This is a genomic window from Nakamurella panacisegetis, assembly GCF_900104535.1.
Lineage (GTDB): Bacteria > Actinomycetota > Actinomycetes > Mycobacteriales > Nakamurellaceae > Nakamurella > Nakamurella panacisegetis.
Genome location: NZ_LT629710.1, coordinates 3,113,569 through 3,139,159 on the forward strand (window position 1 = coordinate 3,113,569; position 25,591 = coordinate 3,139,159).

The 25,591-nt window shown below is 70.9% G+C and carries 28 protein-coding genes; 23 read left to right on the forward strand and 5 right to left on the reverse strand.

The genetic code is table 11. The features are described 5' to 3' along the window. Nucleotides 1–20: 20 nt before the first annotated feature. A complete protein-coding gene (locus BLS97_RS13815; protein ID WP_157695416.1) occupies nt 21–818 on the reverse strand; it encodes a site-2 protease family protein in 798 nt (265 codons plus the stop codon). A 309-nt stretch (nt 819–1,127) separates the two neighbouring features. Here BLS97_RS13815 and BLS97_RS13820 point away from each other — a divergent pair, with 309 nt between their 5' ends. Continuing rightward, nucleotides 1,128–1,373, forward strand: a complete 246-nt coding sequence (locus tag BLS97_RS13820; protein ID WP_231988540.1) for a WhiB family transcriptional regulator — start codon at nt 1,128–1,130, stop codon at nt 1,371–1,373. A 62-nt stretch (nt 1,374–1,435) separates the two neighbouring features. On the opposite strand, the gene BLS97_RS13825 is transcribed toward BLS97_RS13820, so the two are convergent. Next, nucleotides 1,436–1,858: a metallopeptidase family protein gene (locus tag BLS97_RS13825; protein WP_231988101.1), complete on the reverse strand. Its 423-nt coding sequence runs from the start codon at nt 1,856–1,858 to the stop codon at nt 1,436–1,438. Nucleotides 1,859–2,094: 236 nt separating this feature from the next. Between BLS97_RS13825 and BLS97_RS13830 the strand changes: the two genes are divergently transcribed. The 13 genes from BLS97_RS13830 (at nt 2,095) to BLS97_RS13885 (ending at nt 15,256) form a co-directional block, all read left to right on the forward strand. Next, nucleotides 2,095–2,445, forward strand: a complete 351-nt coding sequence (locus BLS97_RS13830) for a DUF3499 domain-containing protein (protein ID WP_090476773.1) — start codon at nt 2,095–2,097, stop codon at nt 2,443–2,445. Between the two features lie 219 nt (nt 2,446–2,664). Next, nucleotides 2,665–4,077, forward strand: a complete 1,413-nt coding sequence (locus tag BLS97_RS13835; protein WP_231988102.1) for a phosphomannomutase/phosphoglucomutase — start codon at nt 2,665–2,667, stop codon at nt 4,075–4,077. A gap of 48 nt (nt 4,078–4,125) precedes the next feature. After that, nucleotides 4,126–4,344: a Trm112 family protein gene (locus tag BLS97_RS13840; protein WP_090482205.1), complete on the forward strand. Its 219-nt coding sequence runs from the start codon at nt 4,126–4,128 to the stop codon at nt 4,342–4,344. Then, nucleotides 4,341–5,597 carry a hypothetical protein gene (locus BLS97_RS13845; protein WP_090476775.1) on the forward strand — a complete coding sequence of 419 codons (1,257 nt, stop codon included), beginning with the start codon at nt 4,341–4,343 and terminating at the stop codon, nt 5,595–5,597. Before BLS97_RS13840 ends, BLS97_RS13845 begins: the two co-directional genes overlap by 4 nt. Further along, the gene (gene manA / locus BLS97_RS13850) at nt 5,588–6,796 is read left to right on the forward strand and encodes a mannose-6-phosphate isomerase, class I (RefSeq protein WP_172832275.1); all 1,209 of its coding nucleotides are present in this window, start codon (nt 5,588–5,590) and stop codon (nt 6,794–6,796) included. Before BLS97_RS13845 ends, manA begins: the two co-directional genes overlap by 10 nt. Before the next feature lie 225 nt (nt 6,797–7,021). Then, nucleotides 7,022–8,374 carry an acetyl-CoA carboxylase biotin carboxylase subunit gene (locus BLS97_RS13855; RefSeq protein WP_090476777.1) on the forward strand — a complete coding sequence of 451 codons (1,353 nt, stop codon included), beginning with the start codon at nt 7,022–7,024 and terminating at the stop codon, nt 8,372–8,374. A gap of 310 nt (nt 8,375–8,684) precedes the next feature. After that, on the forward strand, nt 8,685–8,999 hold the full coding sequence (gene mihF, locus BLS97_RS13860; protein ID WP_090476779.1) for an integration host factor, actinobacterial type: 315 nt from the start codon (nt 8,685–8,687) through the stop codon (nt 8,997–8,999). Nucleotides 9,000–9,115: 116 nt separating this feature from the next. After that, nucleotides 9,116–9,718: a guanylate kinase gene (gene gmk / locus BLS97_RS13865; RefSeq protein ID WP_090476781.1), complete on the forward strand. Its 603-nt coding sequence runs from the start codon at nt 9,116–9,118 to the stop codon at nt 9,716–9,718. 119 nt (nt 9,719–9,837) lie between these two features. Next, complete coding sequence (gene rpoZ / locus BLS97_RS13870; protein WP_090476783.1) at nt 9,838–10,098, forward strand: DNA-directed RNA polymerase subunit omega; 261 nt, start codon at nt 9,838–9,840, stop codon at nt 10,096–10,098. A gap of 65 nt (nt 10,099–10,163) precedes the next feature. After that, entirely contained in the window at nt 10,164–11,435 is a 1,272-nt protein-coding gene (coaBC, locus tag BLS97_RS13875; protein WP_090482211.1) for a bifunctional phosphopantothenoylcysteine decarboxylase/phosphopantothenate--cysteine ligase CoaBC, read from the forward strand. A 118-nt stretch (nt 11,436–11,553) separates the two neighbouring features. Beyond that, the gene (metK, locus tag BLS97_RS13880) at nt 11,554–12,747 is read left to right on the forward strand and encodes a methionine adenosyltransferase (protein ID WP_090476785.1); all 1,194 of its coding nucleotides are present in this window, start codon (nt 11,554–11,556) and stop codon (nt 12,745–12,747) included. Between the two features lie 254 nt (nt 12,748–13,001). Next, complete coding sequence (locus BLS97_RS22910) at nt 13,002–13,163, forward strand: hypothetical protein (RefSeq protein WP_157695418.1); 162 nt, start codon at nt 13,002–13,004, stop codon at nt 13,161–13,163. Then, entirely contained in the window at nt 13,160–15,256 is a 2,097-nt protein-coding gene (locus tag BLS97_RS13885; protein ID WP_172832276.1) for a primosomal protein N', read from the forward strand. Before BLS97_RS22910 ends, BLS97_RS13885 begins: the two co-directional genes overlap by 4 nt. A gap of 173 nt (nt 15,257–15,429) precedes the next feature. Here the strand turns inward: BLS97_RS13885 and BLS97_RS13890 are convergent, their stop codons facing one another. Beyond that, the gene (locus BLS97_RS13890; RefSeq protein ID WP_090476787.1) at nt 15,430–16,044 is read right to left on the reverse strand and encodes a GNAT family N-acetyltransferase; all 615 of its coding nucleotides are present in this window, start codon (nt 16,042–16,044) and stop codon (nt 15,430–15,432) included. Between the two features lie 238 nt (nt 16,045–16,282). Between BLS97_RS13890 and fmt the strand changes: the two genes are divergently transcribed. The 8 genes from fmt (at nt 16,283) to BLS97_RS13930 (ending at nt 23,033) form a co-directional block, all read left to right on the forward strand. After that, nucleotides 16,283–17,233 carry a methionyl-tRNA formyltransferase gene (fmt, locus tag BLS97_RS13895; protein WP_090476789.1) on the forward strand — a complete coding sequence of 317 codons (951 nt, stop codon included), beginning with the start codon at nt 16,283–16,285 and terminating at the stop codon, nt 17,231–17,233. Between the two features lie 10 nt (nt 17,234–17,243). After that, nucleotides 17,244–18,704: an RsmB/NOP family class I SAM-dependent RNA methyltransferase gene (locus BLS97_RS13900; protein WP_090476791.1), complete on the forward strand. Its 1,461-nt coding sequence runs from the start codon at nt 17,244–17,246 to the stop codon at nt 18,702–18,704. 209 nt (nt 18,705–18,913) lie between these two features. Continuing rightward, complete coding sequence (rpe, locus tag BLS97_RS13905; protein ID WP_090482217.1) at nt 18,914–19,588, forward strand: ribulose-phosphate 3-epimerase; 675 nt, start codon at nt 18,914–18,916, stop codon at nt 19,586–19,588. 121 nt (nt 19,589–19,709) lie between these two features. Then, entirely contained in the window at nt 19,710–20,333 is a 624-nt protein-coding gene (locus tag BLS97_RS13910; protein WP_090476793.1) for a riboflavin synthase, read from the forward strand. Next, nucleotides 20,330–21,595, forward strand: a complete 1,266-nt coding sequence (locus BLS97_RS13915) for a bifunctional 3,4-dihydroxy-2-butanone-4-phosphate synthase/GTP cyclohydrolase II (protein ID WP_090476795.1) — start codon at nt 20,330–20,332, stop codon at nt 21,593–21,595. The genes BLS97_RS13910 and BLS97_RS13915 overlap by 4 nt, the downstream gene beginning before the upstream one ends. Nucleotides 21,596–21,641: 46 nt before the next feature. Next, nucleotides 21,642–22,142 carry a 6,7-dimethyl-8-ribityllumazine synthase gene (gene ribH, locus BLS97_RS13920; RefSeq protein WP_090476797.1) on the forward strand — a complete coding sequence of 167 codons (501 nt, stop codon included), beginning with the start codon at nt 21,642–21,644 and terminating at the stop codon, nt 22,140–22,142. A 37-nt stretch (nt 22,143–22,179) separates the two neighbouring features. Continuing rightward, entirely contained in the window at nt 22,180–22,764 is a 585-nt protein-coding gene (locus BLS97_RS13925; RefSeq protein ID WP_090476799.1) for a PH domain-containing protein, read from the forward strand. A gap of 68 nt (nt 22,765–22,832) precedes the next feature. Continuing rightward, entirely contained in the window at nt 22,833–23,033 is a 201-nt protein-coding gene (locus tag BLS97_RS13930) for a hypothetical protein (protein WP_157695419.1), read from the forward strand. Nucleotides 23,034–23,042: 9 nt separating this feature from the next. Here the strand turns inward: BLS97_RS13930 and BLS97_RS13935 are convergent, their stop codons facing one another. After that, nucleotides 23,043–23,552 carry an Lrp/AsnC family transcriptional regulator gene (locus BLS97_RS13935; protein ID WP_090476803.1) on the reverse strand — a complete coding sequence of 170 codons (510 nt, stop codon included), beginning with the start codon at nt 23,550–23,552 and terminating at the stop codon, nt 23,043–23,045. A 122-nt stretch (nt 23,553–23,674) separates the two neighbouring features. Between BLS97_RS13935 and hppD the strand changes: the two genes are divergently transcribed. Further along, on the forward strand, nt 23,675–24,844 hold the full coding sequence (gene hppD / locus BLS97_RS13940; RefSeq protein WP_090482221.1) for a 4-hydroxyphenylpyruvate dioxygenase: 1,170 nt from the start codon (nt 23,675–23,677) through the stop codon (nt 24,842–24,844). Between the two features lie 64 nt (nt 24,845–24,908). Here the strand turns inward: hppD and BLS97_RS13945 are convergent, their stop codons facing one another. Further along, a complete protein-coding gene (locus tag BLS97_RS13945) occupies nt 24,909–25,325 on the reverse strand; it encodes a DUF1844 domain-containing protein (RefSeq protein WP_231988105.1) in 417 nt (138 codons plus the stop codon). Nucleotides 25,326–25,591 lie beyond the last annotated feature (266 nt).

The window sequence follows — 25,591 nt, forward strand, 5'->3', positions numbered from 1 at the left end:
CCGGGGGCCAGGGCGGAGCGTCAGAAGCCGCTGGTCCGCCAGAACTGGAAGTGCTGCGCCCCCTGGGCGGCGGCGTTGCTGGTGAAGATGCTCCCAAAGGTGCGCATCAGGTAGTAGGCCGGTTCGAACAGGACGGTGCTGGCGTTGGGGATGGAGAACAGGATCACGAACACGACCAGGGGCGCCCAGCCGCGGAACGGGGCGATGGCCCGCTGGGTGGCCGCCGACAGGTACGGCGCGATGATGCCGAACCCGTCGAACCCGGGCACGGGGAGGATGTTCAGGATCGCCGTGACGAACTGCAGCAGGGCCAGAAACGCGATGGCCTGGTAGAGACCGCTGGGGCTGAAGTAGCCGTCGACGTATTCACGAGGGAGTGAATTCGCGACGAGCACCAGGACCGCCCCGAGCGCGAAGTTGGTCGCCGGTCCGGCCAGTGAGACCAGGCTGGACCACCACCTCCGGCGCAGCCGGTGGCTCTCGATGAGCACCGCGCCGCCCGGCAACGGGATCCCGCCGGCGATCAGAATGATCACCGGAATCACGATGCTGTAGACCGCGTTCAGATAGCGGAACGGGTTCAGCGTGAGGTAACCCCTTGCGCGGACAGCGAAGTCGCCACCGGCCAGGGCGGTCGCAGCGTGGGCGAACTCGTGCAGGCACAACGAGATCACCCACCCGGCCAGCACCAGGAGGAAGATCCACACATTCACCGGGGTCGCGTTGGTGGCGGCGGCGTAACCGGCCAGCACTGCGATCACGACCAGGGTGGGGAACACCCATCTGCCCGCGGCTTGCCTACTGAGCGATTCCGTCATGCCACCAGTGTGCGGGAGAAAAAACGCCTGATAGCACGGGGAGCGCTTGACGCGACGCGGGACACACCTGTGTAATCACATCGGTGTGATTCGCTGGTGCTCCTGAAGCTGACCTGACTCACCACTGCAGTATCAGTGCCTGCACCTGGTGAGGGCTGAAATTCATTGCCCGGTTGCCTGTCCGGCACCGAAACCGTTGAAAGGACTCGACACGTGTCGAACCTGGGGGATGCCTCCGCCGGCGAGGTCTTCATCGATCTCGGGCGCAGGTCCGTCGAGAATGTGCAGGCCGTCGACTTCGGCTCCGAGATCGGCACCGACCTGCTGACCGGTGACGAGGCCGACTGGCACGAACGGGCGCTTTGCGCCCAGACCGACCCCGAGGCCTTCTTCCCGGAGAAGGGCGGCTCCACCCGCGAGGCGAAGAAGATCTGCACCGGCTGCGAGGTCCGCTCCGAGTGCCTGTCGTACGCCCTCGCCAATGACGAGCGGTTCGGCATCTGGGGCGGGCTGTCCGAGCGCGAGCGCCGTCGCCTCAAGCGCAGCGCCGGCTGAGCCGTTCACCGCAGTCCCGCACCGGGTGACGCGCAGGGGGCGCGCGCCGGGTGGTTCGCCGGTCAGGCCGGCCGGTCGTCGTTGCCCTCGCCGAGTACGGCCGTCAGTTGTTCGCCGAGTACCTCGGCCACCAGTTCGTTCAGATCGCCCGAGTCCGCCGCCCTGACCTCGAGCGGACGCCGATAGACCACCACTCTGGCCTTCGTGGCCCGACCCCGGGCATCGACGCCCGGCGGCGAGAACCGGGTCAGCGGCACCCCGCCGTCGAGTACCACGTCCGACGACGGCACCACATTGCCGACCGGCAGGGCCGGGACCTCGTCGACGGCGAACTCGATCGACGCCAACTCGGTCGGCCACCGCTCCTCGAGATCGGCCACCGCCTCCAGTACGGCGTGGTCGAACTGCTCCGCTCTGGTCCGGGCGGCCGGCAGGTCGGCCGGGAGCAGCGGGGTGCGCAGGCCACGACCGCGTCGATCCCGCACCCCCCGACGCTTCCGCCGTCCGGCCGGAGGGCCGCTGCGGACCGGCGCCGGACGTTGGACGTCGGGCAGCGGACTTCCGGTTGAACCTGCTCTGTACTCGACCATGACGCAGCCAGCTTATGACGCCCGCCCACCCCTGGTGACGACGCCGGGCCGGGCCCGGAACCCGCGCGTTTCGCGATGTCGGTCCGGCGCGCCGCGGTGGGCCGGGCGACGTCAGGAGTTACTGTCCCGGAGTGGTCAGATCCAGGCGCTGCTCGCGAACCGGGTGCATCGAACCGGCAGTCGCGACACTGACGTACGCCTACGCCGAGTCGACGGCCGTCGTCGGGCCGTTGGCCACCGCGGCCGAGCCGCACTCCTACGATCTGTGTTCACGGCACGCCGTTCACCTCACCGCCCCCAGAGGCTGGGAGGTGGTCCGGCCCGACGCCGATTTCGACGACGACGTCCGCAGTTCCGACGACCTCGAAGCGCTGGCCGACGCCGTCCGCGAGGCGGGCCGGGTGGAGCGGGCCCACGAACCGTCGCCGGTCACCACCGGTCGCCGCGGTCACCTGCGCGTTCTGCGTTTCCCGGCCGAGTAGCGCCGTCCCTTCCCGGTTGCCGCCGGGTGGAAGCGGCGAGAGCACCCGTCACTGTAAATTCACCCTGAGTGACGTCGTTCGGGGCCCGATGTCCGTCGCCCCCGGTAGGGTCGGGGTCGTTGCGAGTGCTGGTGTCGACCTCCCGGCGGTACCGGAATTCGCCGACGCGAAGACAGCGAGGCCCGAATCCGGGCAGCCACCTTGAGGAGCGAAACCGAAGTGACCCAGACCGACGTCCCGTCATCGACCGGCGTTCTGCACCAGATCGTCAAGGCCTACGACATCCGCGGTCTGGTCGGGGAGCAGCTCACGACCGCCGGCGCCCGCGCCCTGGGCGGCGCGTTCGCGACATTGGTCCTGCAGCAGCCGAACCGCCCGTCCCGCGCCTCGGTGGTCATCTCCTATGACATGCGTGACTCCTCGCCCGAGTTGTCCGGCGCCTTCGCGGAGGGCGTGACGGCTGCCGGCGTCGACGTGGTCATGGCCGGCCTGGGCTCGACCGACATGCTGTACTTCGCGTCCGGCTCGCTGGGACTGCCTGGTGCCATGTTCACCGCCTCGCACAATCCGGCCCGCTACAACGGGATCAAGCTCTGCCTGGCCGGGGCGGTGCCGCTGTCCCTGGCCACCGGCCTGGCCCAGATCCGTGATCAGGCGCAGGCCGTGCTCGACGGTGCCGCCCCGCCGGTCGCTGCGGTGCCCGGCACCGTGACCGAACGCGACGTGTTGGCCGAGTACGCGGCCTACCTCAACCACTTGGTGGACCTGAAGGGCATCCGGCCGCTGCGTGTCGTCGTTGACGCCGGCAACGGAATGGCCGGGTACACCGTCCCGGCCGTGCTGGGCGACCTGCCCCTGCGGATCGACCCGCTGTACTTCGAGCTCGACGGCAACTTTCCCAATCACGAGGCCAACCCGCTGGAGCCGGCCAACCTGGTCGACCTGCAGGCCGAGGTCCTCCGCACCGGCGCCGACATCGGCCTGGCCTTCGACGGCGACGCGGACCGCTGCTTCGTGATCGACGAGCGGGGCCAGGCGGTGTCGCCGAGCGCCATCACCGCCCTGGTGGCCACCCGAGAGCTGGTCAAGCACCCGGGGGCGACGATTCTCTACAACCTGATCACCTCGCGGGCGGTGCCGCAGATCGTCGCCGAGTCCGGCGGCAAGGCCGTCCGGACCCGAGTCGGGCACTCGTTCATCAAGGCGGAGATGGCCAGCACGGGCGCCGTGTTCGGTGGTGAGCACTCGGCCCACTACTACTTCGCCGACTTCTTCCGGGCCGACACCGGCATGCTGGCCGCGCTGCACGTGCTGGCTGCGCTCGGCGGCCAGGCGGGCACACTCTCCGAGCTGGTGGCCCGGTTCGACCGCTACGCCGCGTCCGGGGAGATCAACTCGACCGTGCAGGACACACCGGGCCGGGTGGCCGCTGTTCGGGTGTGGGCCGCGCAGCATGACGCCGAGATCGACGAACTCGACGGTCTGACCGTCAGCCTTCCGGATGGATCCTGGTTCAACGTCCGCTCGAGCAACACCGAGCCGCTGTTGCGACTTAATGTGGAAGCGGCGACCCCGGCGGCCATGGCCGAGCTGCGTGACGAACTGTTGGCCCTGATCCGGGCGACCGGCTGACGCCGGGCAGGACGAATGGTGCTCGACGACGAAGGGAATGCGCGCAAGATGACGGTTCAACTGGATCCGGTGCTGCTCGAGGTGTTGGCCTGCCCGGCCGAGCACCATGCCCCGTTGGTCATCGGGGCGCCGGGCGATCCCGAAGCAGCCGCGCTGACCTGTTCCGAATGCGGTCGGGTGTTCCCGGTGCGGGACGGCATCCCGGTGCTGCTGCTCGACGAGGCGATCCAGCCCGGCGACGTTGGCGCCGGTACGCCGGCGTCATGAGCGGGCCAGCCGGCGTCGGCATCCTGCGCGACCCGGAACTTGCGCAGGCCGATCGGGCCGGTCTGCTCCCGGCCGTCGCCGCCGCCGGAGCTCAGGTCCGTTCGGTGCTGGCCGGCGTGGTCGGGCTCCCGCGGATGGAACGGCCCCGGGCGATGGTGGTCGTCGGGGCCGATGCGGTTTCCGACACCGGCTTCCTGACCGCTCTGATCGGTCGGACCGCACCGTCGCCGATCGTCGCCGCCCGTCGGTTGCCGCCCTGGGTCGGCGCCCTCGACGTGGTGGTCGTCCTGGCCGCCCATCCGGACGACGAGGAGGCCGCCGAGGCGGCTGGTGTCGCCCGGCGTCGGGGCGCGACGGTGATCGTCCGCGGGGCCGAACACGGGCCGGTCGCCGAGGCGGCCGGCGCGTCGCTGTTCGCTCCGGCCGTCGCCGTGCCGGAGGCCCTGGCCGCCCCGGCCCGATGGTCGCTGCTGGCGGTCGTGGCTTCCCTGGCCGGGCTCGGTCCGTCGGTCGAGCTGACCCGGACGGCCGATCTGCTCGATGCCACGGCGTTGGCCTGCCATCCGGGGGCCGAGACGTTCCTCAACCCTGGGGTGAACCTGGCCGAGTACCTGGCCGAGGGCACCGGGTTGTTGATCGGGTGCGATCCGCTGGCCGACGCCCTGGCCGGGCACGGCGCGCGAGCGCTGGCCGATCTCGGTGGTGTGGTGGCCGGCGTCCTCACGGCGGCCCAGGCCGCGTCCTCGCCCGCGCTGCTGCGCCGGATCGCCGGCCCCAAGGACCTGTTCGCCGACCCGATCGACGACGACGAGCGGCCCCAGTCGGTGAAGCCTCTGCTGGTGTCCACCAGCCCGGAGGCCGGCGCCGGTCGCCATCCCGATTCGGTGGCCGAACGGATGGCCCTGGCCGCCATGATCCGGGCCTTCACCGGAGCCATGCACCTGGACGGGTCGGCCGATTCGCTGCCGGCCGTGGCGGGTGTCCCGGAGCTCGACCCCGAACGCGCCGCGCGGGAACCCGGCTCCTTCGTCCCGGCTCCTGCCGGGCAGCCGGCCGACAGCTTCGACGCTGCCGTTGCGGCGTGTCTGCGGCTGGATTTCGCGGCCGTCTACGTCGGGATAGCCACTGGTCAGCTCGTTCCGATCGACTTTCCGGACGGTCTGGGCCGCTCCGGCGGGACCCGGTGGGCGGTCCGGCCAGCTACCGTCGGAGACCGGCGAGAACGAGAGCAGGACGTGAATTCATGGAACTGATGGTCAACCGGATCCGGCCCTACGCATGGGGTTCGAGAACGGCGATCGCGGAGCTCATCGGAGCTCCGAGCCCGGCCCCGCACCCCCAGGCCGAGCTCTGGATGGGCGCCCACCCCGGTGACTCGTCGGTCCTGCTCGGCGCGGCCGACGAGCGCTCGCTGCTCGACGTCATCGCCGACAAGCCGGTGCTGATGCTGGGCGACCGGGTGGAGGCCGAGTTCGGTCCCCGGCTCCCGTTCCTGTTCAAGGTGCTGGCCGCGGCCGAGCCGCTGTCCTTACAGGCCCACCCGTCGGCCGCGCAGGCGGCGTCCGGGTTCGCCGCCGAGGAGGCGGCCGGGGTACCGATGTCCGCCGGCGGGCGCAACTACAAGGACGGCAGCCACAAGCCTGAACTGATCTGCGCGCTCACCGAATTCCACGCCCTGTGCGGATTCCGCGACCCGGTGTTGACGGTCGAATTGCTGGCCGATCTCGGGGTGCCGCAACTGGATCACTACCTCTCGCTGTTGTCCGGCCAGCCCGACCGGGACGGCGTGCGAGCCCTGTTCTCCTCGATCCTGACCATCCCGTCGTCGTCGTTCGCGCCGCTGCTGAGCGCCGTGCTCGCGGCGTGCGTCCGTCTGGTGCGTGACGGATCGCCGTTCTCCACGGAGTACCGGACCGCACTGGAGCTGGGGGAGCGTTATCCCGGCGACCCGGGGGTGCTTGCCTCGCTTTTGCTGAACCGGGTGACCTTGCAGCCCGGCCAGGCCCTCTATCTGGCCGCCGGAAACCTGCACGCCTACCTGGCCGGCGTCGGTGTGGAACTGATGGCCAACTCGGACAACGTGCTGCGCGGCGGACTGACGCCCAAGCACGTCGACGTCCCCGAGCTGATGCGCGTCCTGGACTTCACCGCCGGCGACGTCGAGATCCTCACCGGTGACGAGGTCCGTCCGGGCGAGCTGGTCTACCGGACCCCGGCCCCGGAATTCCGCCTGTCCCGGCTGACCCTGTCGACGACGCCCCTTGACCTCACCCACGAGGGCCCGCAGGTGGTCCTGGTGGTCGACGGCAGCGCCACCGTGACCGACGGCACCGGCGAATCGGTGCAGGTCGAGCGCGGCCGCTCGGTGTGGATCGCGGCCGACGACCGCGGCGTGACGATCACCGGATCCGGCACCGCCTTCCGCGCCACCGACGGGCTGGTCGCCCCCTAGCCGCACCTCCGGCCCGTCCGCGCCGTCTCGAACCCGCACCGTGTCGTCGAGTCGACGGCGCAGGCGCGGGTCGATGCGCGGTACGGACCACCTCGGCGCCCCCGCGCGCTGGATCGGTAATACCCCGCTCATCCACTACGGTTGCCCGGGTCAACTCCGCCCTGACCCGATGGGCGGCCCCGCACCCGAGTTCATCCGCGCCGCCGTCTGGAAGGAAGTTCCCCGATGTTCGACTCACTCCTGGTGGCCAATCGAGGCGAGATCGCCCGGCGGGTGATCAGGACCGCCAAGCGCATGGGGCTCCGGACCATCGCCGTCTACTCCGAGGTCGACGCCGGCCTGCCGTTCGTGCTGGAGGCCGACGAGGCCGTGCTGATCGGGCCGGCCAGTCCGGCCGAGTCCTATCGGAACGCGGCCGCGGTTCTGAGCGCGGCCAAGGCCACCGGCGCCGCGGCCATCCATCCCGGATACGGATTCCTGTCCGAGAACACCGACTTCGCCCGCGACGTGGTCGAGGCCGGTCTGATCTGGGTCGGTCCGAGCCCGGCGGCCATCACGGCCATGGGCGACAAGATCGCGGCGCGCAACCTGATGGCCGCCGCCGGAGTCCCGGTCGCGCCGGGCACCGAGGATCCGGTGACCAGTGCCGAGGCGGCCTCCGCGGCCGCGGCCGAGATCGGGTACCCGGTGATGATCAAGGCCTCGGCCGGAGGTGGCGGGATGGGCATGGCCGTCGTCTCCGACCCGGCCAACATGGCCGCCGAGTACGAGAAGGTGACCGCCTTCGCCGGACGGTTGTTCGGCGACGCGTCGGTCTTCGTCGAGCGGTACTTCCCCCGGGTCCGGCACGTCGAGGTTCAGATCCTCGGCCTGGCCGACGGACGGGTACTGGCCCTGGGGGAGCGGGACTGCTCGGTGCAGCGGCGCAACCAGAAGGTCGCCGAGGAGACACCGTCGCCGGCCCTGACCCCGGACCTGCGCGACCGGATGCTCACCGCCGCGCGCAAGGCCGGCGAGGCCGTGGACTACACCGGGGCCGGGACGGTCGAGTTCCTGTTGGCCCCGGCCCAGGACGGCGCGCCGGCCGAGTTCTTCTTCCTGGAGATGAACACCCGCCTGCAGGTGGAGCACCCGATCACCGAGGCGGTGCTGGGCATCGACCTGGTCGAGGCGCAGTTGCGGGTGGCGGCCGGCGAGGATCCCGGCTTCGACCCTGACGCACTGGCCGTCGCCGGCCACGCCATCGAACTACGGATCAACGCCGAGGACTCCAAGCGGTTCCTGCCGGGCCCGGGGGCGATCCGGGAATGGGTCGAGCCGGCCGGCGAGGGCATTCGGGTGGACGCCGGCTACACGGCGGGAACCACGGTCACCCCGTCGTACGACTCGTTGATGGCCAAGGTGATCGTGCACGGAGCGGACCGGCCGGCCGCTCTGGAACTGGCCCGCGCGGCCGTCGCAGGTTTCACCATCGTCGGGCCGAAGTCGAACCTGGCCTTCCACGCCGAACTCCTGGAGAACCCGGAGTTCGTCTCCGGCGACTACGACACCGCGCTGGTGGCCCGGATGCGGGCCTGACCTCCCTGGGTCGCCCGCCCGCGAACCCGGCCGTCGTGTCCGGTAGGTTGTTCGCGTTGCGGAGCCGCCCGCAGGCACGGTGTCGCGTATCACAGCGGCCGGGAAGGCGCGCCGGACCGGTGTGCCGTTTGCCGCGCGGCCTGCCGCCTGGGTAGGTTCGAACGTGTCCGCGCTGGTCAACCCAGCGAGGACCTCCAGTGTGAAGGAAGATCGGCTGCGTTGCCGGCGATAGGTTGCCGGTTGGCCCGGAGGTTTTTCTCCCAGTAGTTCCTGTCCGTCAAGAACACCCAAAACGAGAAGTGAGGCCGAAGTGGCACTGCCCCAGTTGACCCCCGAGCAGCGAGCAGCAGCGTTGGAGAAGGCCGCGGCCGCCCGTCGAGTGCGCGCCGAGCTCAAAGAGCGTCTGAAGCGAGGCGGAACCACCCTGAAGCAGGTGCTGATCGACGCCGAGACCGATGAGGCGCTCGCCAAGCTGAAGGTTTCCGCCCTTCTCGAAGCCCTCCCGGGCGTCGGCAAGGTGCGCGCGGCTGCCCTGATGGAGCAGTTCGAGATCGCGGCCAGCCGTCGAGTGCGTGGTCTCGGCGAGCGCCAGCGCCAGGCTCTGCTGGCCGAGTTCGGTTCCTGAATCAACGTCGACCTCCGTCGCGACCGCCCAGCGGTGACGACGGAGAGGTGAGACACCATCCCGGTCGGGAAGCCAGATCTGGCTTCCCGACCGGGTTTCGTTAGGAGAGGACTTCGATGACGGACAGCCCGCGACGCGGACGACTGTTTGTGCTGTCCGGGCCGTCCGGAGTCGGCAAGAGCACCGTCCTGGCCCGACTGCGGCGGGACGTCCCGCAACTGTGGTACTCGGTTTCGGCCACCACCCGGACGCCCCGACCGGGGGAGACCAACGGCGTCAACTACTTCTTCGTCTCGGCCGACGAGTTCGGCCGTCTGGTCGCCGACCAGCAGATGCTCGAACACGCCTACTTCGCCGGCAACCACTACGGCACGCCCCGAGGGCCGGTCGAGGAGCACCTGGCGGCCGGCCAGGACGTGCTGCTGGAGATCGACGTGCAAGGGGCCCGTCAGGTCCGTCAGGCCCCCGGCCTCGGATCGGAGGCGGTGCTGGTCTTCCTGGCCCCGCCGTCCTTCGACGAGCTGATCCGCCGCCTGGTCGGCCGGGGCACCGAGGACGAGGCGGCCACCGCCGCCCGGCTCGAGGCGGCGCGGGACGAAATGGCCTCCCAGCCGGAGTTCGACCACACCCTGGTGAACACGAGCGTCGAGGACGCAACGGCCGGCTTGGTAGCATTGCTGGCTGAGCCCTGTTCGCCGGCCCCGGCCGATCGAACCTGATCGAACCTGCTCTGCCGGTGGGCCTGACGGCCGCCGGGAAGATGTCCCACATTCTCCAAGGAGTTGTCACCGTGAGCACTGCGTCCGGAACCCAGTCCGAAGCTGTTCCTTCGGCACCCATGACGGCTTCGCAGATCGCCGCGGCCGGGATCACCTACCCGCCGATCGACGAGTTGCTCACCCGCACCAGCTCCAAGTACGGCCTGTCGATCTACGCCGCCAAGCGCGCGCGGCAGATCAACGACTACTACGCGCAGCTCGGCGAGGGCCTGCTGGAGTACGTCGGCCCGCTGGTCGAGCCGCTCCCCAAGGAGAAGCCGCTGTCGATCGCGCTCCGCGAGATCAACGCCGGACTGCTCGAGCACACCGAAGGCGAGTGACCCAACCGGTCACCCGGTCGGGCGGGAATCCATTGCCTACGCCGGGTACGTCACCCAGCAGCGCGCTGACCGGTTCTGATGCGGCGGCGCCACCCCGGGTGTTGTTGGGGGTGTCCGGCGGGGTCGCCGCCTACAAGGCGTGCGAGATCCTCCGGCTGCTCCGCTCGGCCGGCGCCGACGTGGTCGTGGTCCCCACTCCGGCGGCGCTGAAGTTCGTCGGTTCGGCCACGTTCGAGGCTCTGTCCGGGCATCCGGTCGCCACCGACGTCTTCACCGACGTGCACAACGTCGCCCATGTGGCCACCGGCCAGGAGGCCGATCTGGTGGTGATCGCCCCCGCCACGGCCGATCTGCTGGCTCGGGCCGCCGCTGGTCGCGCCGACGACCTGCTCACCGCCACCCTATTGGTCACCCGGGCGCCTGTGCTGATGGCCCCGGCCATGCACAGCGAGATGTGGACGCATCCGTCCACCGTCGACAATGTCGCCACCCTGCGTCGCCGTGGCACCTTCGTCCTCGATCCGGCGGTCGGCCGGCTGACCGGTGCCGATTCCGGGGTGGGCCGGCTGCCCGAACCGGAACACATCGTGTCCGCCGCGCTGTTGTTGCTGCGCCGACCGGATGCGTTGCCCCGGGACCTGGTCGGGCGCCGGGTGCTGGTCACCGCCGGTGGAACCCGCGAGGCTCTGGATCCGGTGCGGTACCTGGGCAATCGTTCGTCCGGCAAGCAGGGATTCGCCATCGCGCTGGCCGCCGTCGCCCGCGGGGCGCAGGTCACCGTCATCGCCGCCAACACCGCGCTGGCCGCACCGCCGGGGGTCACCGTGGTCGAGGTCACCGATGCCCGCGATCTGCAGCGACAGGTGCAGGCGCACGTCGGATCGGCCGACGCGGTGGTGATGGCCGCGGCCGTCGCCGACTTCCGGCCCGCCGCCGTCGTCGAATCGAAGATCAAGAAGCAGGACGGCCGTGGCCCGGCGCCGATCCAACTGCTCACGAACCCGGACATCCTGGCCGAGCTCGGGGCACAGCGGACCGGCCAACGTCCGGTCATCGTCGGTTTCGCGGCCGAAACGGGCGACGAGAACGGGTCGGTGCTCGATCATGGCCGGGCCAAGCTGGCCCGCAAGGGCTGCGACCTGCTCGTCGTCAACCGGGTCGGGCCGGGCCGCGCGTTCGAGGTGGAGGACAACGCCGCGACCATCCTGGCCGCCGACGGATCCGAGCCGGTGCAGGTCGCGTTCGGGCCGAAGATCGACCTCGCCGCGGCTATCTGTGACCTCGTCGCCGAGCGTCTGACAAGGCTCGATAGCGGCGACCGGGAGCAATTCGCGTAGTGTCAGCGCAGCGTTCCGCCGTTCAGCGCGGTCGGGGCATCGACCTTTTCCCAGTAACGAAGCACGTTTCGCACCCGCGGGTCCTCAGGGCCCGCTGATCCTCCTAGGAGAACCTGGTATGGCTTCACGCCTGTTCACATCGGAGTCCGTCACCGAAGGGCACCCGGACAAGATCTGTGACGCGATCAGCGACTCGATCCTGGACGCACTGCTCGCTCAGGACCGTGACAGCCGGGTCGCCGTCGAGACCATGGTCACCACCGGACAGGTCCACGTCGCCGGTGAGGTCACCACCTCGGCCTACGTCGACATCCCGACCATCGTGCGGGACACCGTCCTCGGTATCGGCTACGACTCCTCCTCCAAGGGCTTCGATGGTGCCTCCTGCGGGGTCAACGTCGCCATCGGTGCGCAGTCGGCCGACATCGCCCAGGGCGTCGATACCGCCCGCGAGTCCCGCGTCGAAGGCGCCGAGGACGAGATCGACCAGCAGGGCGCCGGCGACCAGGGTCTGATGTTCGGTTACGCCTGCTCCGACACCCCGGAGCTGATGCCGCTGCCGATCGCGCTGGCCCACCGCCTGTCCCGCCGTTTGACGGCCGTCCGCAAGAGCGGCGCTGTTCCGTACCTGCGGCCGGACGGCAAGACCCAGGTCACCATCGAATACGTCGGCGACACCGCCATCCGCCTGGACACCGTCGTGCTGTCCACCCAGCACGCGGAGGACATCGACCTCGAGCAGCTGCTCGCCGTCGACATCGCCGAGCAGGTCGTCGCCCCCGAGCTGGCGCTGCTGGACATCGACGTCTCCGACCACCGTCTGCTGGTCAACCCGACCGGGCGGTTCGTCATCGGCGGCCCGATGGGCGATGCCGGCCTGACCGGCCGCAAGATCATCGTCGACACCTACGGCGGCATGGCCCGTCACGGTGGCGGGGCCTTCTCGGGCAAGGACCCGTCGAAGGTGGACCGCAGCGCGGCCTACGCCATGCGCTGGGTGGCCAAGAACGCCGTCGCCGCCGGCCTGGCCGACCGCATCGAGGTCCAGGTCGCCTACGCCATCGGCGTGGCCGCCCCGGTCGGTCTGTTCGTGGAGACCTTCGGCACCGAGCAGGTCGACCCGGACAAGATCGCGGACGCCATCAAGCAGGTCTTCGACCTCCGCCCGGCCGCGATCATCCGCGACCTCGACCTGAAGCGCCCGATCTACGCGCAGACCGCCGCCTACGGCCACTTCGGCCGCACCGACGTCGAGTTGCCGTGGGAGAACCTGGATCGCGTCGACGCCCTCAAGAGCATCCTCGGCTTCTGATCCCGGCCCGACTGATCTTCCGCTCCACCCCGACGCCGGCCGACCCGCCCTCCACCTGGACGGATCGGCCGGCGTCGTCGTGTCCGTGGCGCGCGCGTCCCGTGCTGCTGCGCGCTGCTGCGTGGCGCCGCGTGCGGTCGCGTGGTGCGGCCTGGTGCGCATGCCCCGTGGCGCGGCCTGGTGCCGCGTGGTGCGCATGGATCAACTTCGTAGGCATGGCCGAACTTGATCACTTTTGTCACTTGCGTCCCAGAATGACGAAGTTGATCCATGCCCGGGCGGCCGCGCTCCAAACGCCGCCCGCCGAGCAGACGAAACCGGGCCGGTGGCACCACGATTCGACGATCCTGGGTTTCGCCCCGCGCGGCCTGCGCCCCGGCCACCTGTCGCCCTCGTCTGATATCCAGGACACATGACGCCCACCTCCACCCGTACCCGCCGCACAACGGCCGGCACGAAGGTGGCGGCGTCCGTGCTGCCCATTGCGCGCGTCGCGGTCGACGTCTCCCTGGCCCATCTGGATCGGCCGTTCGACTATCAGGTGGCCGATTCCGACTCCGATGCCGCCCAGCCCGGGACGCGGGTGCGGGTCCGGTTCGCCGGGCGCCTCCTCGACGGCTACGTGCTCGAGCGGCTGGCCACCTCCGAGCACGAGGGCAAACTCGGATTCATCGAGAAGGTGGTCTCACCCGAGCCGATCCTGACTCCGGACGTGGCCCAGCTGGCCCGGGCGGTGGCCGACCGGTATGCCGGGTCGATGGCCGACGTGCTGCGTCTGGCGGTGCCGCCCCGTCATGCCCGGGCCGAGGGGACGTCGGGCTTCAAGGCCGTTGCCCCGCCGCCGCTCGACGAGCCGGTGTTCGTGGAGCCGGTGGGCCCGGCACCGACGCCGCCGGAGATCGCACCCGTCGACCGCGCCGCCTGGAAGCTCTACCAGGCCGGTGACGCGTTCCTGAGCGCTGTGCGGGACGGCCGCCCGGTGCGCGCGGTCTGGCAGGCCCTGCCCGGGGAGGACTGGCCGGCCCGGCTCGCCGAAGCCGCAGCCACGGCAGCGCGGGCCGGCCGTGGGGCGCTGCTCGTCGTTCCCGACGCCCGCGACCTGGAGCGGTTGGAACGGGCGCTTCTGGACGTTCTCGACAAGTCCCTGTTCGTCACACTGGCCGCCGACCTCGGGCCCGCCGAGCGGTACCGCCGTTATCTCAAGCTGTCCCGCGGGGACGTGCGGGTCGCGGCCGGCACCCGGGCCGCCGCCTTCGCCCCGGTCAAGGACCTGGCGCTGGTCGCCGTGTTCGACGACGGCGACGACCTCCTGTCCGAGCCGCGCGCGCCCTACCCGCACACCCGGGAGGTGCTGATGCTGCGGTCGGCCGCGCAGCCGTGCGCCCTCGTCGTCGGTGGGTTCGCGCGCACAGCCGAGGCCGAACTGCTGCTGGCCTCCGGGTGGGCGCGGCCCGTCGTTGCCGATCGGGCCACGGTCCGGGCCCGGTCGCCGCGGATCGAGGCGGCCGGCGACGAGTACGCCATCGGCGCCGACTCGGCGGCGGCCGGGGCCCGGCTCACTCCGGCCGCGTTCGCAGCGGCACGCGCAGCGCTCGCCGCGGGCCGGCCGGTACTGGTCCAGGTCCCGCGACGCGGGTACCTGCCCACCCTGAACTGCGCCGAATGCCGTCGCCCGGCCCGCTGCCGCCACTGCCACGGACCGCTCGCCCTTGGCGGCTCGAACCGGCTGCCGGCCTGCCGGTGGTGCGGTGTCGCCGAGGCTCATTTCAATTGCCCGGCCTGCGGTTCCGGCACGTTCCGGACGAGCGTGGTCGGGGCCCGACGGACCGCCGAGGAACTCGGGCGGGCGTTCCCGGGCGCCCAGCTGATCACGTCGTCGGGCGACACCGTCCGGTCCAGCGTCCCGGCCGAGCCGGCCATCGTGGTCGCCACGCCGGGTGCCGAACCGGCGGCCACCGGCGGCTACGGCGCTGCCCTGCTGCTCGACGGGTACGCGCTACTGGGCCGGGCCGATCTCCGGGCCGCGGAGGAGGCCATGCGGCGGTGGATGGCGGCGGCCGCCCTGGTCGTGCCGGCGGCGGAAGGCGGCCGAGTGGTGGTCGGGGCGGACAGCACCCTGCCCACCGTGCAGGCGCTGATCCGGTGGGATCCGGCCGGTCACGCCGCCGCCGAGTTGGCCGCCCGGACCGAACTCGGGTTCCCGCCGGCCGTGGCCATGGCGTCCCTGCAGGGCGAGGAGACGGTCGCCGCCCATGCGGCCGAGAGTCTGCGGCTGCCCGAAGGCGGCGAGATTCTCGGGCCGGTGTTGCTCGAGGATCTGCCCCCGCCGACCGGATCCCGGGCGCGCGGACCGGCGCCGGCCGTCGGCACCGCGCGGGTACTGGTCCGGGTCCCGCCGAGCGGCCGGCGTCAGCTCGCGGCGGAGATCAAGGCCCTCGCCGCGGCCCGGTCGACACGCAAGGACGACGAGTCGCTCCGCCTGCGGATCGATCCGGACGAACTGTTCTGACCCGGCCCGGCCCGGCCCGGCCCGGCCCGGCAGGCCCGGCCCGGCCCGGCCCGGCAGGCCCGGCCCGGCCCGGCCCGGCAGGCCCGGCCCGGCCCGGCCCGGCCCGGCCCGGCAGGCCCGGCCCGGCCCGGCCCGGCAGGGACCGGCGCGGTCGCCCGCGAAGCCAGGCTGCTTCAGGCGAGACGCTCGACCAAGCCGGTCTTCACACCCGGCCACTCGTCCTTGAGGATGGAATAGACGACGGTGTCGCGGAAGGTGCCGTCGGCCCGCTGGATGTGCCGGCGGAGCACTCCCTCGCGAACCGCGCCGAGACGCTCGATGGCCGCCTGCGACCGGTTGTTCACCGCGTCGGTCTGGATCTGCACCCGGCCCAGCCCGCAGTCGGTGAACAGGTGCTCCAGCAGCAGCAACTTGCATTCCGGGTTGACCTGCGTGCCCCACACCGCCGAGCAGTACCCGGTCCAGCCGAGGTGGACCCGCTCGTCGGTCAGCGACAGGTTGCCCAGGCTGGTCGTGCCGACGATGGTGCCGGCCGGCCCGAGATCACCGGCGCCGGTCAACCGCACCGTGTACGGGGTGCGACCGGCCGTGGACAGCATCGCCCCCAGCACCGCGCCCATCGTCTCGACGGTGTTCGGACGCGCCGACGGGCCGCCCATGAAGTTGCCGGCGTACACGCGGTCGTCGTCCAGCGCCCGGAACAGCGCCGGAGCATCGGCCAGGACCGCGCGATCCAGTCGGACGTAGCGGCCGACCAGCGGGCGGCCGTCCGGTGCGAATACAGACATCGATCCTCCAGGGATTCGCACCAGCGGCCGGAGCCGGCGAGTGCGGGGCGAGACGTGACGGCGGGCAGCCGGGGGTGCGCTCGGACATGTGGCGCAGCACCATGATCCCGCATGTCGCGGACCCTCCCGACCCGCAGGTCGACGCGGACGGCACCACCACCGGACGTACGTAGACTTCTCGGGCACCGCCCGCACTCGCCGGCGCAGCGTGCAGTTGCCGAAAAGGAGGGACGTCGCCATGCGCATCGTGTTCGCCGGAACCCCCGCGCCCGCCGTCCCGTCGCTGCTGGCTCTGCTCGAGTCGGCCCACGACGTCGTCGCCGTGATCAGCCGCCCGGATGCCCCGACCGGCCGCGGCCGCCGTACCGCCGCGTCACCGGTTGCCGAACTGGCCCGCGAGCGAGGCATCGAACTGCTGACCCCGGTGACGGCCCGTGACCCCGAGTTCGTGGCCCGCCTGGCCGAACTCGCCCCGGACGCCGCCGCGGTGGTCGCCTACGGGGCCATCCTGCGTCCGGACGTCCTCGACATCCCGACCCACGGCTGGGTCAACCTGCACTTCTCCCTGCTGCCGGCCTGGCGGGGCGCCGCTCCGGTCCAGGCCGCGATCCGCGCCGGGGACGACATCACCGGCGCCACGACGTTCCGGTTGGAAGCCGGGCTGGACACCGGGCCGGTCTACGGCATTGTCACCGAACCGATCGCCCCCAACGACACCGCGGGCACTCTGCTCGACCGCCTGGCCCGATCCGGCGCCCGGCTGCTGGTCGCGACCATGGACGGTATCGCCGACGGATCGCTGCGCGCGGTGGAGCAGAGCCCGGACGGGATCAGCCACGCGGCCAAGATCACGGTGGCCGATGCCCAGGTCGACTGGACCCGGCCCGCGGTCGCCGTTGACCGGATGATCCGTTCCGTCACCCCGGCCCCGGGCGCCTGGAGCGACTCCCGCTGGGGACGGATCGTCATCGGCCCGGTCGAGCCGACCGGGGTCAACGGCCTGGCCGCCGGGGAGATCCAGGCCGAGAAGAAGCAGGTGCTGGTCGGCACCGGCACCACCGCCGTGCGGCTGACCTCCGTGCAGCCCACGGGTAAGAAGCAGATGGCCGCGGCCGACTGGGCCCGCGGCGTCCGCCCGGCTCCGGGCGACGTCCTGGGGTCGACGCAAGCAGAGAGCGAAGCACCTTGAGGAAGACCAGATGAGCACGACCAGCGGCCGCGGCCGCCCCAGCCAGGGGCCACGCGGCGGACGATCCGATCGGCGCGCCGGCGACGGACCGCCCCGCCGTCCACAGACCCGCCGCCCGCCGGACGTCGACCACGCCCGGCAGGCCGCCCTCGATCTGCTGGCCGCGGTTCGTTCGCGCAGCGCCTACGCGAACCTGACGCTGCCCGGGATCCTCAACGACCGCGGCCTGTCCGGCCGCGACGCCGCTCTGGCCACCGAATTGGCCTACGGCACCTGCCGCGCGCTGGGTCAGCTGGACGCCGTCATCGGGACCTGCTGTGACCGGCCGCTGGCCGACCTGGACGGACCCGTCCTGGACGCCCTCCGGCTGGCCGCCTACCAACTGCTGCACACCCGCATCCCCGACCACGCCGCCGTCTCGGTCACGGTCGACCTGGTCCGCGCCGGGCCCAACCCGGGTGCCGCAGGATTCGTGAATGCCGTGCTGCGCAAGATTTCTCGGCATGATCTGGCCGGTTGGATCGCCGAGATCGGTCCGGATCGCGTGACCGATCCGCTCGGTTACCTGGCGCTGGCCACGGCCCATCCGCGATGGATCGCCGCCGCGCTGCAGGACGCGCTCGGGGCCAAGGGCGACGAGGCGGGTCTGGCCGAACTCGAGGCCGCGCTGAATGCCAATGACGTCGCGCCCCAGGTCCACCTGCTGGCGAAACCGGGCCGGATCAGCCAGGACGAGCTGATGATCGCGGCCGCCGGGGACCGGGCCAGGTACTCCCCGTTCGGGGTCTACCTGCCGACCGGCGATCCGGGGCGGATCTCGGCGATCGTCGACGGACGGGCCGCCGTCCAGGACGAGGGATCGCAACTGGTCGCGCTGGCCCTGGCCGGCGCACCGCTGGACGGCAAGGACGAACGCTGGCTGGACCTGGCCTCCGGGCCCGGCGGCAAGGCCGCCCTGCTCGGCGCCTGGGCCGGACAGGTCGGAGCCAGGGTCGACGCCGTCGAAATCACCCCGCACCGGGCCGAGCTGGTCCGCAAGGCGGTGGCCGGGTTGCCGGTGGCCGTGCACACGGCCGACGGCCGGGATCCGGGCCTGCCCGAGGGTGCGTTCGACCGGGTCCTGCTCGACGCGCCTTGTACCGGTCTCGGGGCCCTGCGACGCCGTCCGGAAGCTCGATGGCGCCGGCAGCAGACCGATGTCGCGCCGCTGGTCCGGTTGCAGCGCGAGTTGCTGGCCTCGGCCGCGAAGCTGGTCCGACCGGGCGGCCTGGTCGCCTACGTCACGTGCTCGCCGCACCTGTCGGAGACGACGGGCGTCATCGCGCGACGCCCGGCCGACCTCGAACTGATCGACGCGCGGCCCTACCTGCCCGGCGTGCCCGACCTCGGCGCCGGCCCGACGGTCCAGCTCTGGCCACACCGTCAGGGCACCGACGGGATGTTCCTGGCGCTCATGCGGCGCGCTGTGTAGCTCGCCCCCTTCCGACCCCTCCGCGCCCGCCCCCTTCCGCGTCGACCGGAATGATATTCACGCTTCAGAGCCCTGACAGCGTGAATATCATTCCGGTCGACGGCTCTCAGGCCGGTCGACCCAGCACCCCGGCCGGCGCGTGACCCATCCCTCCACTCGACGGCCGATCAGCCCGGTGGCCACCGCCTAGGCTGTTGCGCGTGGCCCCGCTGATCGCACCGAGCATCCTGTCCGCCGACTTCGCCCGCCTCGCCGACGAGGCGGCGGCCGTCGCCGGCGCCGACTGGCTGCACGTCGACGTGATGGACAACCACTTCGTTCCCAATCTGACCCTCGGGCTGCCGGTGGTGAAGTCGCTGCTGCAGGCGACCGACCTCCCGCTCGACTGCCACCTGATGATCGAGAACCCGGACCGCTGGGCCGTGGCCTACGCCGAGGCCGGCGCCTACAACGTGACGGTCCACGCCGAGGCGGTGGTCGACCCGATCACGATGGCGGTCGAGCTCCGGGCGGCGGGCGCCAAGGCCGGGCTCAGCCTGAAGCCGGGCACGGACCTGGAGGACTGGATCGACGTCCTCCCGCACTACGACACCCTGCTGGTGATGACGGTCGAGCCCGGATTCGGTGGCCAGTCGTTCATGCCGGAGATGCTCGAGAAGGTCAGCCGGGCCCGGAAGATGGTGCAGACCGGGCACCTCACACTGATCGTCCAGGTCGACGGGGGCATCGATCTGCAGACCATCGAGCAGGCCGCCGAGGCCGGGGCCGACTGTTTCGTGGCCGGTTCGGCCGTCTACGGAATGGCCGATCCCGGGGCCGCGGTGGCCGCGCTCCGGGCCAAGGCCGCCCAATTCACCCCGCGGGAGCCCGCCGAACAGGATTGATCTCACACCGGCAGCGACGGGCGGACGTGATCCCGTCCCGGCCGGCCCGCCGCCGTGGGGGATCATGGAGTGCAGGCCGCAGCGGCACAGTCGCCGCGGGCCGACGGAAAGGGATTGGCTCATGTTCACTGGGATTGTCCAGGAGCGCGGCGAGGTCGTCGCGCTCGATCTCGCGCCGGACGGCGCCGACGCGCGGGTGACGGTGCGGGGACCTCTCGTCACGCAGGACGTCCAGCACGGGGAGTCGATCGCCGTCTCCGGCGTCTGTCTGACCGTCGTCGCCTCGCACGAGGACACCTTCACGGCCGACGTGATGGCCGAGACGCTGCTGCGCACCAGCGCCAAGGAGTGGGCGCCCGGGCGGGCGGTCAACCTGGAACGATCGGTCACCCCGACGACGCGGCTGGGTGGACATGTCGTCCAGGGCCACGTCGACGGCATCGGGACCATCGTGGCCCGGGTTCCGCACGACGGCTACGACGAGTTCAGCATCTCGGTCGGCAAGGACCTGGCCCGCTACATCGCGAGCAAGGGCGCGGTCGCGGTGGACGGCATCTCGCTCACCGTCATCGACGTGAACGATTCGCCGACCGGCGCCGTCTTCACTCTCGGGATCATCCCCGAAACCAGGACGGCCACGACCCTCGGGGGCGCGGCCGTCGGTTCCAGCGTCAACATCGAGGTCGACGTGATGGCCAAGTACGTGGAGCGGCTGCTGTCGTTCCGGGATGTGGAGAAGGCATGACGTCCACCACCGAACGCCTCACATCCGAGGCCGGGTTCGACACCGTCGAGTTCGCTGTGTCCGAGATCGCGGCGGGGCGGGCGGTCATCGTCGTCGACGACGAGGACAGCGAGAACGAGGGCGATCTGATCTTCGCGGCGGAGTTGGCCACCCCGGAGCTGGTGGCGTTCACCGTTCGTCATTCGTCCGGCCTGGTCAGCGTCCCGATGACGGGCGAGGACTGCGACCGGCTCGGTCTGCCACCGATGTACGACGTCCGCAAGGAACGCAAGGGCACCGCCTACACCGTGTCGGTGGACGCGAGAAATGGCGTGACGACGGGTATCTCGGCCACCGACCGGGCCCACACCATGCGTGTGCTGGCCCAGTCGAGCGCCACCGCCGACGATCTGACCCGGCCCGGCCACGTGCTGCCGTTGCGCGCCCGCGATGGCGGTGTCCTGGTTCGACCGGGCCACACCGAGGCCGCGGTCGACCTGGCCCGGCTGGCCGGGCTGCGCCCGGTGGCCGGGCTCTGCGGGATCGTCAGTTCGGCCAGCGTGGGAGAGATGGCCCGCTTGCCGGAACTCAAGGAATTCGCCGCCGAGCACGATCTGGCCCTGATCTCCATCGCCGACCTGGTCGCCTACCGCCGCGTCCGGGAGGTCCAGGTCACCCGGGTCGCCGATGCCCGGCTTCCGTTGCCGCAGGGTGAGTTCCGGGCGGTTGGCTACATGAGCAAGGTGACCGGCCGCGAACTGATCGCGCTGGTCCACGGCGACATCGCCGACGGCGACGACATCCTGGTCCGGGTCCACTCCGAGTGCCTCACCGGGGACGTCCTCGGCTCGCTGCGGTGCGACTGTGGTCCGCAGCTGCACGCCGCAATGGACGCCGTCGTCGCCGAGGGTCGCGGTGTGGTGCTCTACATCCGTGGCCACGAGGGTCGCGGTATCGGCCTGCTGGAGAAGCTTCGCGCGTACGAGTTGCAGGACCAGGGGGCCGACACCGTCGACGCCAACCTCCGTCTCGGCCTGCCGTCGGACTCCCGCGAGTACGGCACCGGCGCGCAGGTGCTGGCTGACCTCGGCATCAAGTCCATGCGGCTGCTGACCAACAACCCGGCCAAGCGGGCCGGGCTGGAGGGCTACGGCCTGCACATCCTCGACCGGGTGCCGCTGGCGGTGTCGGTGAACCCGGAGAACATCCGGTATCTCACCACCAAGCGCGACCGGATGGGCCACGACATCACCGAGCTCGGATTGCCCGGGAGCGTCAAGTGACCGGCGGGCCACCGATCAACCGGTCCGAGCCGAAGCCGGTCCGGGCGTGAGCGGCACCGGGCGCCCGGAGCTCCAGGCCCCCAGCGCCCCCGGGATGCGCGTCGGGATCGTCTCGACGCGGTGGAACGCCGAGATCACCGACCGGCTGCTGGAACGCGCACTGGCCGTGTGCACCGAGGCCGGCACGGCCCGGCCAACGGTGGTCCACGTTCCCGGCGCCATCGAGATCCCGGTGGTGGCCCAGCAACTGGCCTCCGACCACGATGCCGTCATCGCCCTCGGACTGGTCGTCCGAGGCGGGACGCCCCACTTCGAGTACGTCTGCGACTCCGTCACCGCCGGTCTGACCCGGGTGGCCCTGGACTCCGGCGTTCCGATCGGCAACGGGGTGCTCACCTGCGACACAATGGAACAGGCGGTGGCCCGCAGCGGGGGCCCCGGTTCCGAGGAGGACAAGGGGGCCGAAGCGGCGGCCGCGGCGCTGGAGACGGCGCTCGTGCTGCGCAAGCTGCGCAACCCGGGCTCCGGAATGGGTTTCGGGCGTTGACGTCCGGTTCGACGACTGACGAGATGGGTGACCAGCGATGAGCAACACGGGCAAGCCGACCACCGAGCCGCTGCTGACGGTCCGCCCCCGGAAGATCGCCATCTACGCCGCGATCTCCTCGGCGGCCGTGGTGATCGTCATGCTCGTGGTCGGGATCCTGCTGCACGACACCAACGACGGGGTCTCGTTCCAGATGTCGGACCAGATCGGCCTGGCCGGGCTGGGTGTGCTGATCGGCATCGCCATCCTGATGATGGCCCGCCCCACCCTCAAGGTCTTCCCCGAGGGCCTGCTGATCCGCAACATCCTGGGTGAGAACTTCTACGAGTGGGCGCTGATCTACGAGGTCTCCTTCCCGCAGGGGGCGCAGTGGGCTCTGCTGCGGATGCCCGACGACGAGACGCACCCGCTGATGGCCATCCAGTTGCTGGACCGCGGCCGCGCGGTCGAGGCGTTGCAGAAGGTGCGTGAGTTCCACGCCCGGTACGCACCGCCCCCGCCGGCCGCCGTCATCCCGGACGAGGCGACGCTCCAGGCGCTGGCCGAGCAGGAGAACAATCGCCCGCTGGGTCGTCTGGAGATCATCGATCGGGTCAAGGCGGCCAAGAAGAACCCGATCTGAGCCGATCGTCCGTCCGGCTGCGCGTACCGTCGAGGGCAGCGAAAGAGGAAAATATGACGCTCGACGAAATGAACACACGATTCCGGGTCATCGAGGACGAGTGGAAGATCGGATCCCCGTCCGAACAGGCCGAATACCTGGCTGAGCTCACCGCGATGCGGACCGAGCTCGACGGTGTCACCGGAGCTCAGGCGTCCGGGGCCCTCTGGCTCAAGCGGACCATCGACCGCGTAATCCGCAACATCACCGCGGAGCAGGCCCGGGTCTGACCGCCTGGCTCACGGGCGGATCGGCACCCGACTGGGACGAGGCCGTTCCGTGGCTTCCAACAACGGTAGGTATCGCGGCGCCACCACCTGGGACAACGCGACCACACTGGTGGATCGCACCACACTCGGGCTGCCACTGATCCGCAGCAGCGTCTGCTGCAGTTCCTCGTGGGAGGCTGCCCCGACCTTGCACATCACGTCGCTGTCGCCGGTGGTGCCGTACGCCTCCAGCACCTCCGGGATCGCGGCCAGTTCCGCGCCGACGACATCCAGGTTGCCCTGCGAGATCTGCAGGTTGACGAACGCCAGCACCGGATAGCCGGCCGCGGCCAGATCGATGTCCGGGCCGTAGCCCGTGATCACCTCGGCCGCCTCGAGTCGCTGGGCCCTGGCCTGCAACGTGGCTCGCGACACTCCGGTCAGCCGGGAGAGTTCGAGATAGCCGGCTCGCGGATGGCGCCTCAGCATGGTCAGCAGTTCGACGTCCAGGCGGTCGAGGTGGATGCGCTCTGCGGCCATGTCACTCCGGATTCGGATCGATTCAGCTGAGCAATGTGCACAGCTCCTGTGGTCGACATTGTCAGCCAGCGTAGTCATGGTGCGCAATGGAGGGGTTCCTCTGGAGGAAAGGGTCCACGACCATGACAACCACCATCCACCCCGGCGCGATCAACACCGACGATCTGATCGGCGCCGTCGCCTACGACGACAGCCACGACCCGTTCCCGGTGCTCGGCCTGGACCACATCCGGTTCTACGTCGGCAACGCCAAGCAGGCCGCGCACTACTACTCCACGGCCTTCGGCATGACGGTGGTCGCCTACCGCGGCCCGGAGAACGGCTCTCGCGACGTTGCCGAGTACGTACTGACCTCGGGTGACGCGTGCTTCCGGATCACCGGCGAGGTGCGGGCCGGCACGCACGTCGGGGCGTCGGTCCTCCGTCACGGCGACGGGGTCGCCGACCTGGCCATCGAGGTCCCCGACGTCGACGCGGCGGTGGCCCACGCCCGCGCCGCCGGTGCCCGGATCGTCATCGAGCCGCACGACGACTCCGATGACTTCGGCACCGTCCGGTCGGCCGCGTTGGCCACCTACGGCGAGACCACCCACACCCTGGTCGACCGGTCGCGCTACACGGGCCCGTTCCTGCCCGGCTTCGTCGCCGCCTCGCCGCTGTTCGCCGGCAAGCCCGCGCACCACCCGGCGACCTACTTCCAGGCCGTCGACCACGCGGTCGGCAACGTCGAGCACATGAACGAATGGGTCGAGTTCTACCACCGGGTGATGGGCTTCTCGAACATGAACGAGTTCATCGGCGACGACATCGCCACCGAGTACTCGGCCCTGATGAGCAAGGTCGTGGCCAGCGGCAACCACAAGGTCAAGTTCCCGATCAACGAACCGGCCGTCAGCAAGCGGAAGTCGCAGATCGACGAGTACCTGGAGTTCTACGGCGGCCCCGGGGTGCAGCACTTGGCCCTGGCCACGGCCGACATCGTCGCCTCGGTGCGGGCCATGCGGGAGATGGGCGTGGAGTTCCTGGACACCCCGGACAGCTACTACGACACACTGGGGGACTGGGCCGGCGACACCCGCGTCCCGATCGAGACCCTGCGGGAGCTCAAGATCCTCGTCGACCGGGACGAGGACGGATATCTCCTGCAGATCTTCACCAAGCCGCTCCAGGACCGGCCGACGGTCTTCTTCGAGATGATCGAACGGCACGGTTCCCTGGGCTTCGGCAAGGGCAACTTCAAGGCCCTGTTCGAGGCGATCGAGCGGGAGCAGGCCAAGCGCGGCAACCTGTAGGCCGGCGCCGGGCCTGATGTCCGGAGCCGGGCCGGCCCACCGGAAGCGGGGAGCCGGCGTCGGGTCAGTGCGCCTCCGGCCCACCTCGCGGCCGGCGGAGCGTCTCGCCCGGGCCGGCACCCGGTTCGTCCGGAACGATGGAGTATTCGCGGAACGCGCCCTGCAGCGCCTGCAGGCCGTCCCGGAAAGCCGCCGCGTGCGGCCCCAGATCGGGCAGCGACGCCTGCAGCAGTCCGGCCAGCGCGGTGATCAGCGTCCGGGCCTCATCCAGGTCACGATGGTCCGGGTTGTGGGGGTCGGGCGAGGCCAGCCCGAGTTGCTCGGCCGCCGCCGACATCAGCATGACCGCGGCCCGGCTGATCACCTCGACAGCCGGGATGTCGACCAGATCCCGGTCCTGGTAACGATGTTCGTGCCCGTCGGGGTCAGCTGCGGCCTCGGCGGGGAAGGAGTGGTCGGGCGTTGGTGGGGGAGTGCTCACACCGTGTAGACTAAGCCGCGACCAGCCCCTGCATTTCGGGGGCACGTTCTTCGGGTTGGGCTCAAGGGCCTCCCGTGGGACACACCAAAGTGGAGCCCGACTCCCACCCGAGTTTGCCGCCCGGATCATCTCACGACGATCAGGGCGAGCGGCCGGGTCCCGGTCCGCCGTTGCTTGCAGCGGTGGTGCGCGTCCCCGTTCCGGGGTCGAGTCGACGGGTCGTTTCGGGCTCCGCGTGTTCACGCCGCGGGGCCTTTTCCTCGTTC